At 47.1% G+C, this 11,874-nt stretch carries 8 protein-coding genes; all 8 read left to right on the forward strand.

Annotated elements, in window-relative coordinates:
- The first annotated feature begins 6 nt into the window (after window positions 1–6).
- A complete protein-coding gene (locus tag EV209_RS14575; protein WP_130436203.1) occupies window positions 7–2,424 on the forward strand; it encodes a glycosyltransferase family 2 protein in 2,418 nt (805 codons plus the stop codon).
- A gap of 20 nt (window positions 2,425–2,444) precedes the next feature.
- Window positions 2,445–3,419 carry a glycosyltransferase family 2 protein gene (locus tag EV209_RS14580; protein WP_130436204.1) on the forward strand — a complete coding sequence of 325 codons (975 nt, stop codon included), beginning with the start codon at window positions 2,445–2,447 and terminating at the stop codon, window positions 3,417–3,419.
- Window positions 3,420–3,513: 94 nt separating this feature from the next.
- Window positions 3,514–4,914, forward strand: coding sequence for an undecaprenyl-phosphate glucose phosphotransferase (locus tag EV209_RS14585; protein ID WP_130436205.1), 1,401 nt, complete (start codon window positions 3,514–3,516; stop codon window positions 4,912–4,914).
- A gap of 15 nt (window positions 4,915–4,929) precedes the next feature.
- Window positions 4,930–6,063 (forward strand): LCP family protein, encoded by a 1,134-nt coding sequence (locus EV209_RS14590; RefSeq protein WP_130436206.1) that lies wholly within the window; start codon window positions 4,930–4,932, stop codon window positions 6,061–6,063.
- A 240-nt stretch (window positions 6,064–6,303) separates the two neighbouring features.
- The gene (locus EV209_RS14595) at window positions 6,304–8,196 is read left to right on the forward strand and encodes a S1C family serine protease (protein WP_130436207.1); all 1,893 of its coding nucleotides are present in this window, start codon (window positions 6,304–6,306) and stop codon (window positions 8,194–8,196) included.
- Between the two features lie 437 nt (window positions 8,197–8,633).
- The gene (locus EV209_RS14600) at window positions 8,634–10,052 is read left to right on the forward strand and encodes a sugar transferase (protein WP_130436208.1); all 1,419 of its coding nucleotides are present in this window, start codon (window positions 8,634–8,636) and stop codon (window positions 10,050–10,052) included.
- Window positions 10,030–10,833, forward strand: a complete 804-nt coding sequence (locus EV209_RS14605) for a DUF4422 domain-containing protein (protein ID WP_243647606.1) — start codon at window positions 10,030–10,032, stop codon at window positions 10,831–10,833. Before EV209_RS14600 ends, EV209_RS14605 begins: the two co-directional genes overlap by 23 nt.
- Window positions 10,817–11,872 carry a glycosyltransferase family 2 protein gene (locus EV209_RS14610; RefSeq protein ID WP_130436209.1) on the forward strand — a complete coding sequence of 352 codons (1,056 nt, stop codon included), beginning with the start codon at window positions 10,817–10,819 and terminating at the stop codon, window positions 11,870–11,872. Before EV209_RS14605 ends, EV209_RS14610 begins: the two co-directional genes overlap by 17 nt.
- Window positions 11,873–11,874: the final 2 nt, after the last annotated feature.

An 11,874-nucleotide genomic window follows, 5' to 3' on the forward strand; every position in this document is an offset into this window, starting at 1 on the left:
ACAGAATTGTTAAAATATCAGCAGAACATCGATGCGGTTCGCTACGACCCGATGAAAAAATTGTTTTGCGTGACCGGCTGGCTTTTTTACGAAGATGGAAGAGGGTACAGCCTGGAAATGCGTGTGAACGGGGAGAAAAGGGAGTGTGAGACAGAGCAAAACCGGCGGGAGGATGTGCTGAGCCGATGGAAAACGGCAGGTAAATCCGGTGACATAGGATTTCAGGCATCTGTGAAAGCAGAGCAGCCGGTTTCCAGCGTGGAATTATGGGCGGCGGACGGGGAAGTCAGCCGCCTGATTCGCAAGTGGGAAGGGGAAGAGCTGGAGGAAATCTTCAGCCGCGGCTACCTGCGCTACAGCCTGGATGTGGTGCTGGTACGGGATAAAAAGCTGGTGATTCAGGGGTGGGCGCTGAGCCTTCGAAATGAGCCCGTCCGTCTGGAACTGGAGGACGGGAGTGACAAGAAGCTGAAGCCTGTGGTAAAATGGGCCAATCGGCTGGATGTGCTGGAATTTTTTCAGAGTGAGGCGAAGGTGGCGAAATGCGGCTTTAACTTGTCTGTGGAAATTGGGAAACAGCCGGAATGCCTTCTGCGCCTGAGGGATTCTGCGAATTCTCTGGAAATCCCCCTGGATTTGAAAAAAATCAGAAGAGAAATGTGGAAGTATTCCGCGGCGGCGGAGTTCTGGTCGGATTTCCGAAAGGAAGGGTTCCGGGCTGCCGCAGAACAGGCAAGAGAGCGCAGGCTGCAGAAAGGGTGGAGGGCATATGAGAAATGGTATTCCTCCCACAAAGCTTCTCCGGAAGAATTGAAGCAGCAGAGAAAACAGAAATTTCTGAACCAGCCGAAAATAAGCATTATCGTGCCGCTGTACCGGACTCCGGAAAAATATCTGCGGGAGATGATCAGATCCGTACAGGATCAGACCTATGGAAACTGGGAGCTTTGTCTGGCGGACGGCGGCGGAGAAGAATTCAGCCTGCGGGAATCAGTAAAAAAGTATGCCAGAGGCGATGGGAGAATCCGCTATAAACTGCTGGCAGAAAACCTGGGGATCTCCGGCAATACCAATGCGGCTTTTAAGATGGCTGAAGGGGAATATGTGGGATTGCTGGATCATGACGATCTGCTGGTGCCGGAAACACTTTATGAGTGTGTTAAGGTGCTGAATGAGAAGCCGGATACAGATGCGCTTTATACAGACGAAGATAAAGTGGATATGAAGGGGAGGCAGCATTTCGACCCGAATTTCAAGCCGGATTTCAATCAGGATCTGCTTCATACGCAGAATTATATCTGCCATTTTTTTGTGGTAAAAAAAGAAATTGCGGAGAAGGTTGGAGGGTTCCGCAGCGAGTACGACGGGGCCCAGGACTTTGACTTTATTTTCCGGTGCACAGAATTGGCAGGGACAGTTCGCCATATACCGAAAATCCTGTATCATTGGCGGTGTCATAAAAATTCCACTGCAATGAACCCGGAAAGCAAGCTCTATGCTTATGAAGCAGGAATCCGCGCGGTCACAGATCATTACCGGCGCCTGGGGATTCCGGCAAAAGCAGAGTTCGGGGAAGGCTGGGGAATGTATCATACGAAATACATGTATCAAGACCAGCCGCTGATTTCTGCGATCATTCCCAACCGGGATCATGTGGAGCGGCTGAACAGGTGCATGCGTTCGCTGTTAAAAACCTCAGAATATAAAAACCTTGAAATTATCGTGGTGGAAAATGGCAGCAAGGACAGCGAAACCTTTGCGTACTACGAACTTATTCAGGAACGGTACCCTGCGGTACGGGTGGTCAGCATGGAAAAAGATATGCCCTTCAGCTGCGGCGCGGCTTATAACACAGGGGCGGAATCAGCCAAAGGGGATTTCCTGCTGTTTCTGCACAGCGATACCTGGCTGCGCAATGACGAGTGCCTGACGGAACTGCTGGGACCTTGTATGCGGGAGGATATCGGCTGCGCCGGAGGAAAGCTCCTGTTTCCTGACGACACCATCCAGCATGCCGGGATGATTGTCGGACTGGGAAAAGAAGGGACTGCCGCCAACGCATTTTATGGCTATCCGGATTATGTGCCCGGGTATATGATGCGCCCTGCCGCCGTGCAGAATTACAGCGCGGTATCAGGCGCCTGCATGATGGTGCGCCGGGCTGTGTTTGAAAAAATGGGGGGATTTTCCGGTGAATTTCCTTCCGCGCTGCAGGATGTGGATTTCTGCCTGCGGCTGGGAAAAGAGGGGCTCAGAGTGCTGTATACCCCCTATGCCCAGCTGTATCATGAAGAGGCCGGGACAGCTCCTTTCCATCGGGACAGCAGGCTGTTCCGGGAGCGCTGGCATGAGATCCTGGAGAACGGAGATCCTTACTATAATATGAATTTTACACTGGAAAAGCCGGACTTTTCATTGCGGTAAAGGCGGCTGGCGGAGAAAAGATGAAAAAAGCGACTGTGATCATCCCAAATTACAACGGAATAAAATTTCTGGAACCCTGTATGGCGGCGCTGGCCGCCCAGACCTGCAGGGATTTCAGCGTTCTGGTGGTGGATAATGCGTCAGAAGACGGCAGCGTGGAGTGGCTGAAAAAAAACTGCCCGGAGGCCGGGATCATACAAATGGAGACAAATACCGGGTTTTCAGGAGCGGTGAACGCCGGAATCAGGGCTTCCGAAACGCCTTATGTAATTCTGCTCAACAATGATACAGAGGTTTTCCCTGATTATGTGGGCGAGCTGATAAGATTTGCCGACAGATTTCCAAAAGTATTTTCAGTCAGCAGCAAAATGATTCAGCTGCATCACAGGGACAGAATTGACGATGCCGGCGATTCCTACAATATTCTGGGCTGGGCATTTCAGCGGGGGATTGATCATCCGGTGAGCGCCTACGGAAAGCCTGCCAGGATTTTCAGCGCCTGCGCCGGCGCGGCTCTGTACCGGCGGGAGGTTTTTGAGAAAATCGGCTATTTTGACGAAAATCATTTTGCCTATCTGGAAGATATCGACGTTGGCTACCGGGCGCAGATCTATGGTTACCAGAACTGGTACTGCCCCACCGCAAAAGTGTATCATGTGGGCAGCGGAACCAGCGGGTCCAAATACAATTCGTTTAAAGTCAGGCTGGCCGCCAGAAACAGCGTGTATCTGAATTATAAAAATATGCCGGCGGGCCAGCTCGTGCTGAACGCCCTGCCTCTGGCGCTGGGATATTTTTTGAAAAGCCGGTTCTTTAAGAAAAACGGCTTTTCAGAGGACTACAAAAATGGCCTCAGAGAGGGCTGGAAAACGCGTAAAAACTGCAGAAAAGTGCCGTTTGCCTCCGGGAATCTGGGGCATTACTGTTATATTGAATGGCAGTTGGTGAAAAATATGTTCACCTATACGGGGCAATATTTGAAAAGGAAATTGTAATGTTTTTTTAAGATTGGCATATTGCTCTTTTTTACGTTTTAGGGTATGCTAATAGGGAAACCATACAGAAATCCAATCATACAGGTGTAAAATCGTGATAAAGGACAAGCAGACATTGCTCAACCGCCTTCATGTGGCGGCCGACGCAATTGTAGTGACAATCGCATATTTGCTGGCCTGTGTATTCCAGTTTGTTGTGCTGCCGAATCCCATCGTTCCGCTGACCTGGTGGGACTACATTAAGTTTCTGGCATATATTATTCCGGTATACCTGGCTTTGTATGCAATTTTTCATCTCTATCAGCCCAAGCGGGTGATGGGGCGGCGGCTGGAGATCGCCAATATTGTGAAGGCAAACCTGGTGGGTCTGGCGCTTCATGTAGCGATTCTGTATATCCTGCGCTATGAGCATTTTTCACGCCAGATTTTGTTTGCCTGGTTCCCCATTATTAATACTGCGGGAATGGTGCTGGAACGCATTCTGGTGCGCTGTGCGCTGCGATATGCCAGAAGAAGCGGATTTAACCAGAAGCATATCCTGGTGGTGGGCTACAGCCGGGCGGCGGAGGGGTTTATCACGAGGGTGTGGGCCAATCCGCAATGGGGGTATAAAATTCAGGGAATTCTGGACGACACGCTGGAAAAGGGCGCCTGCTATAAGACGATTCCCGTGATCGGCACATTGAACGACCTGGAGCCTTTGCTGGCGGGAAATCAGCTGGATGAAATTGTGATTACGCTGAGCCTGAATGAATACAGCAAGCTGGAGCGGATTGTTACGGTCTGTGAAAAATCAGGAGTCCATACGAAGTTTGTACCGGATTACAATAACATTATTCCTACCAAGCCCTACACAGAGGACCTGCTGGGGATGCCGGTGGTCCATATCCGGCATGTGCCCCTTCTCGGACTGGGAAACCGCCTGATGAAGAGGACCATGGATATTGTCGGGTCTTTGCTGGCTATTATCTTATTTTCTCCGGTGATGCTGGTAACGGCTGTTCTGATCAAAGCCACTTCAAAAGGCCCGCTGATCTACTGCCAGGAACGGGTGGGGCTGCATAACCGTCCGTTTAAGATGTACAAGTTTCGTTCTATGGAGGTGCAGAAGCCCCAGGATGAAAAGAGCAAATGGACCACGCCCGGTGATCCCAGGGTGACAAAAGTGGGAAAAGTTATCAGGAAAACCAGCATAGATGAACTCCCGCAGCTTTTCAACGTGCTGAAGGGAGAGATGAGCCTGGTGGGGCCCAGACCGGAACGGCCGTTTTTTGTGGAGAAATTTAAAGAAGAAATTCCCCGCTATATGATCAAGCATCAGGTCCGTCCGGGAATCACCGGCTGGGCCCAGGTGAACGGCTACCGCGGAGATACTTCCATCAGGAAGCGCATTGACTGCGATTTGTATTATATCGAAAACTGGACTCTTGGATTTGATTTTAAAATATTGGTGCTTACGGTATTCAAAGGATTTATCAACAAGAACGCGTACTAGAAAAAGGAGAAAAGGATGCAGGAACTGGAGAGAAAACCCAAAGGCAGCCGCAGGGAGCAGGAGCGGGCCCGCCGCAGGCGGAACCGCCGGATACGCCGGATTGTGATCTGCGTGGTAGAGGTGCTGATGCTGGTGATTGTGCTGGGCTGCTGTTATGTTATCAGCAAATGGGATAAAATACAGCATGATGAAATTGACCAGGATGATATCAAGGTGAATTCCTCCATGGATGCTTCCCAGGTAGAGGTGATGCAGACGGGATACCGCACCATTGCGCTGCTGGGCACTGATTCCAGAAGCGGAAAGCTGGAAAGAGGGGTTAACAATGATGTGATCATCATCTGTACCATCAACAACGCCACCGGCGAGGTGAAGCTGGCCAGCGTTTACAGAGACACCTGGATGCATATGCCGGACCTGGGCTACTACAGCAAGGCGAATGACGCCATGTGCCAGGTGGGAACTTCTCTGGCTTCTGTCAATATGCTGAATGAGAACCTGGATCTGACCATAGATGAATATGTGACAGTGAACTGGGCAGCGGTAGCCACCGCCATCAACCTGATGGGCGGGCTGGAGGACGTGACTGTTCCGGAAGAGATTATTGAAGGGTTGAGAGGATATATTACCAGCGTAGTGGAAGAAACAGGGATTCCTTCCATACAGCTTGAACCGGGAGACGGCAGCCCCAGGCACCTGGACGGCGTGCAGGCCGTGGCGCTGTGCCGCTACCGTTACCAGGGCCTGAATGATACCGGGCGTACTGCCAACCAGCGCATGATCATTGGTAAGATGCTGGAAAAAGCCAAAACCCTTTCTCTGGGCCAGCTGATCAGCATTGCGGATCAGGTGTTTCCTATGGTGGCCACCACTTACTCCCTGAATGAAGTTCTGGATATGGCAAAACTGATTTCAAAGCTTTATATCGGGGAGACCGTTGGATTTCCCATGAATGCCAAAGGGTATACGGTTCCGGACCAGTACAAGGCTTATCCCAGCCAGGGAACAGACTGCCTGATGCCTGTGGATCTGGCGGGGGATGTGAAGACGCTGCATGGTTTTTTATATAACCAGACAGACTATCAGCCGTCTCCCACGGTACAGCGGCTGTCTGAGGCGATCAAGGCAGATGTTGGATTTAACCAGTAAAATGAAGAACATATGAATGAAAAAGGCGGACATATGAGGCGGCGCCGGGCTCAGGCATGAATTACATGCCTGTGGATTCCGGGCGGCTGTATGTCCTCCTTATTTTTTTAAAATTTTAAATTCAAACTTTCTTAAATGATTTATCACAATTCCATCACATTTCAACGATAGACTAAATTCAGAAACAAAGAAAAGGACAATTTGTCTGGATTGATCTGATAAAGAAAGGATGTGTCATTTATGGCAGAATTTTGGAATGAGAACGAACAGGGCAATCAGGCGCCCAAACAGCCTGACATAGTGGAAACCGCATCAGAGGGGCTGACGCAGGAGGCCGATGCCCAGGCAGCTCAGGCCGCAGTGGAGGCGGTGATGAGGACAGACAGAGGGTCCGGGCTGTCAGGAGAAGCACAGGATACAGATTCAGCTGCTCCGGAAAGCGCTCAGACAAATAATACTCAGGCATATGCAGGGCAGTCAGAAGCGGTCCCGCATGTGGCTCAGACAAATACCGCCCAGGCCTATGCCGCCCAGGCGGGAAGCGGGCAGACAACAGGAGGAGCACAGAACGCGCAGCAGAATTCAGGAGCATATCAGTGGAATAATCAGGGCCAGTATCGCTACAGCGCGGGCCAGCAGATGAATACAGGCGCAGGATATCAAAACCGGCAGGGGCAGAACGCTGGATATGGCCAGTATACTTACCAGAGAACCCAGAACCAGCAGAGCGGATACAGCCAGAACCCTTACCAGGGGAGCTATTCCCAGCAGCAGGCGGGCGGAAACGGCTATCAGCAGCAGAGCAGTTACCAGAACCAGCAGGCGGCATATCAGCAGAGCACACAGCCGTCTTCTGAGAAAAAGCCGAAGAAGAAAAAAGAGAGAAAAGAGAAAAAAGGCACAGGAAAAAGAGTTGCAGTGGGCCTTCTGATCGCCGCAGTGATTCTGGCAGTCATCGGCGGGAGCTATGTGGGGATCCGCTACGCGGCGGAAACCTGGATTCCCAATCTGGTGGCTCAGAATACTGAAGGGCTTCAGAATTCCGGCGGCGGAAATCCGGCGGCGCTGAATAAAGGAAATACAATTGCCGGGTCTGACACAGGTTCCGTTCTCCTGCTGGATGTATCGGATGTGGCGGCCAGCATAATGCCTTCTGTGGTATCCATCACAAATACGCTGCTCTATACCTCCCAGAGCGTGTTCGGAACCCAGCAGCAAACTGCATCCGGAGCAGGCTCCGGAGTGATTATCGGTCAGAATGACACTGAGCTTTTGATCGTAACCAACAGCCATGTGATTTCCGGGGAGGAAAGCACCAGTTATACCGCCACTTCTATTGAACTGAAAGTGCAGTTTGTGGATGGCACAGAGGTGGACGCTTCCGTGAAGGGAGACGATCCGGAAATGGATCTGGCAGTCATAGCGGTTCCGCTGGAAAGCCTGAGCCAGGAAACAAAAGATGCCATTAAAGTTGCTGAAATAGGCGATTCGGACAGTCTGCAGATCGGAAACGGTGTGATCGCGGTCGGCAACGCCATGGGTACCGGACAGTCCCTGACAGTGGGGTACTTAAGCGCAAAAGACCGAACTATCACTTATAACGGAGTGGATCATCAGGTGCTGCAGGTGGATGCAGCCATCAATCCGGGAAACAGCGGCGGCGGGCTGTTTAATACCGCGGGACAGCTGATCGGCATTAATGAAGCAAAATACAACAGCACCCAGGCAGAAGGCATGGGTTACGCGATTCCTATTACAGGCGCAGAAGAGATTATTACCAATCTGATGAACCAGGAGACAAAGACATCCCTGCCGGCCGACAAACAGGGCTATCTGGGAATCCGCGGTAGCAATGTGACCAGCGCCCTCAATGAAAATTATGGAATCCCCACTGGTATCCTGATTTCAGAAGTAGTGGCCGGCGGACCGGCGTCTTCATCTGATTTGAAAGCAAAGGATATTATTACCGCCATTAACGGCGAAAGTGTAAAAACAATGACAGAACTGCAGAAACAGCTGACTTATCTGGAAGGTGGCAGCACGGTTACCCTGACTGTGCAGAGACTGGAAGACAGACAGTATGTGGAGAAGAGTATAGATGTGGTTTTGGGGTATAAAACTGACGCGCAGTAAAAGGATAGAAGGATAATATTTAACAGTTCACAAAAAAACCAGCAAACGCTGGTTTTTTTGTGCCCCTGGATGGGAGAAGAAAGCAGCTGTATAGTAACATTTTGTTACAGATAATAAAAAAATTGTAGAAAGCCGCTGGTGGCATGGCCTGAAGAGAAGGAAGAATAGTCTGAGCAGTATTGTTGAAAGAACTGCTGGCAGGATAAAACCGTCTAATTCTGCTGAAATGCCTGATTGGGAATGGATTTCAGACACAATAAAATACTTATTGTATTATTTATAGGGATAATTACTGCAATGGGAGAAAGAATATAATATCCATTATTATGCAGCTTCAGTTAATGCCGGGCGGGAAGACTGGGATTGCATTATAAGTGGAATTATGATACAATGCTCAGAGAAATAAATCACTTTTTGCCGAAGAATGGGGAAAAAACGTGTATCAGCAGAGACAGAAGTTTCAGAATGTTTTTTTACTAATCATAGATGCAGTCTGCCTGATCGGCAGCTATTATTTGTCTGCATTCCTCAGACTGAAGATGTGGAACAGTACAAATGAGTTTAATATAACCAGGCTGAATGGCAGTTTATGGGCTATATTCCTGGCATATTTCTGTGTATTTTTTTTCTTTAATATGAATCAGTATCTGCTCAAACGAGGGTGGTTTGAAGAACTGATCTATGTCATTAAAGTGAATATTTTTCTGGCAGTTGTGCTGACCACGATTTCATTTATGAGCAAGAACCAGATTCTGCTGACAAGGGGAGTCTGGGTACTGACCATTGCGTTGAATGTGCTTTTAATGTATATAGGCCATGTTCTGGCAAAACTTTATTTATTAAAGGTAGAGCAAAAACGGCATAAAAATCATCTTTATCTGGTTACTACCAGCGACAGAGTAGAGAAAATCCTGCAAAAGATGAGACAGGAATATGATTGGGAAAGTCATATTATCAGTATTGCCCTGATCGATAAGGACATGGCAGGAGAGTCCATCCAGGGCATGCCTGTAGTGGCCAGCTTTGAAGATATGTATGAATTTGCCCGCCGGGAAGTGGTGGATGAGGTGTACATTAATATTTCTTATGTGACCGGAGAGTCTCTGCGAAAATATGTACGGGAATTTGAAACCATGGGCATTACGGTTCATCTTAATATCAATGTCCTGGAAGGAGAAGAAGGGTTTGAGCGCCAGATCAATATGATCGGGGATTCTCCTGTGGTATCCTTTGCCCCCAGGTTTTTTGATTATAATAAGATGATCATCAAACGGATGATCGATATTGCCGGCGGATTGGTTGGGATGGCTATTACGGTCATTGTCGGAATACTGCTGGCGCCGCCGCTGCTGATTGAATCCCCGGGGCCTCTGATATTTAAACAGAAGCGGGTTGGTAAGAATGGAAGATACTTTTATATTTACAAGTTTCGCTCTATGTATAAGGACGCTGAGGAACGGAAAAAGCAATTGATGAAGCAGAATGAAATGAAAGGACCGATGTTTAAACTGGCAAATGATCCAAGAGTCACAAAAATTGGTAAGTTTATTCGTTCTACCAGCATTGATGAATTGCCTCAATTTTGGAATGTGCTGAAGGGTGATATGAGCTTAGTAGGAACCAGGCCGCCAACAGTAAAAGAATTTAAGCAATATGCTGCATATCATAAGAGAAGATTGAGCATGAAACCGGGTTTGACAGGCATGTGGCAGATAAGCGGAAGAAGTGATATTAAAGATTTTGAGGAAGTTGTCAAGCTAGATCTGCAGTATATTGATAATTGGTCTTTAGCTTTGGATTTAAAAATATTGCTGAAAACAATACCTGTTGTGGTTGGAAGAATTGGGAGCAGATAAATTGGACATAAAAATTATTGTCGCCGTACACAAAGAATATTGGATGCCGTTAGATTCTGTCTATTTGCCGCTTTTTGTTGGCGCTATCGGGAAGAATGATATTCATTATCAGCGGGACGACGAAGGTGAAAATATATCCTATAAAAACCCATTTTATTGTGAACTGACAGGCTTATATTGGGCTTGGAAAAATATGGAGGACGATTATATCGGCCTGGTTCATTACAGAAGATATTTTGCGGGCCTTAGAAGAAGGCCTGGTATTGACGTCAGAAATAGAATTCTGAGCGGAGATGAGTGTGCGCAGATATTGAAAAACACAGATATTATTGTTCCGCGAAAGAGATACTATTTTATTGAAACATTATATTCTCATTATGCCCATACTCACTACGGCGAACATCTGGATGCTGCCAGAGAGATTCTGCAGCAGTATTATCCTGATTATCTGGATGAGTTTGATCATTGTATGAAACAAAGGGGAGGACATATGTTTAATATGATGATTATGAAACGTGAACTCCTGGATGAATATTGCCAGTGGCTATTTTTCATTCTAAGAAAGCTGGAAGAAGTGATTGATTATCGCAATTATAACAGTTTTCAGGCTCGCTTATTCGGACGCATAAGTGAGTTGTTATTCAATGTATGGTTAAGGAAAAAAAAGTATGCTTACAGTACTTTGCCTGTAGTAAATATGGAAAAAGTACAATGGAGAAAAAAGGCCATTGCATTGATAAAAGCCAAATACCAGAAGGAGAAATATGAAAGAAGTTTTTGAGGCGCATCAATTGGACAAGCCTAAAGTCAGTGTAATCATCCCTATTTATTCAGTGGCAGCCGGTGATTTGACCCGGTGTCTTGAAAGCTTGTTTAGACAGAACTATCTGCCGGTTGAGGTGATCTGTGTTTTTGATGGCGGGAGTGAAGGCTATTTACCAGTGATAGAAAAATTCAAGAGCCAGGGTATGGATATTATATCTGTTGAGCAGAGACATAAAGGTGTTTCTGCGGCGAGAAATCATGGTATATTGAAAGCAAATGGAAAATGGCTGTTGTTCGTAGACGCAGATGACTGGGTTAAGAATGAGTTAATATCTGAGTTGGTGGCAGGGGCGCTTCAGACTCGGGCTGAAATTGTAATGGCAGATTATATCAGAGCTTTAAAGAAAAAAGAAATTTGTCATTACTATAAAGACAGTGATGAATTAATTGAGGTGAAAAATAATTTTTTATTTCTTGCAGACATTCTGAAACCTCAGACAGGGGCAGGGTTTGTTTGGGGGAAGCTTATAGAAAAAGATTTTTTGATAAATAATAATATTTTTTTTGATGAACAGCTGGAAGCTGCAGAAGATGCAGAGTTTATGCTTAGAGCAGCTTTTTGTGCAGATAAAATACTGTATATTGCTAAAGGGCTTTATTATTATTGCTATAATCAAAATTCTGCTGTTCGTAAATTTAAAAAAGATTATATGAAACGGTATATGGAATCTTTGGAAAAGATGAAAAACTTTATTTTTTCGAACAGACAAATAGCAGGGCTCCGGGAGGATTATTATAACTGTGTTTTGTATCATCTTTTACTGGGGATTGTTAACTACTGGTTTCATCCAGAGAATCCGGGGAATTATCGTAGTAAGAGAGAGGATCTGAAAAAAGTATTGGAGCGGGGAGAGATAAAGGAAAGCTTATCGCATATTATTTACAAGAACTTTACGCTGTCCAGGAAGGTGACGCTTTTTTTTCTGCGGTTGCATATGTTTGCTGTGGTATACCTCATAGCATCTGTCCGCCACACGCAGTTTAAAATAAATTAAAA

Source organism: Cuneatibacter caecimuris, from assembly GCF_004216775.1.
In the GTDB taxonomy this organism is placed as follows: Bacteria; Bacillota; Clostridia; order Lachnospirales; family Lachnospiraceae; genus Cuneatibacter; species Cuneatibacter caecimuris.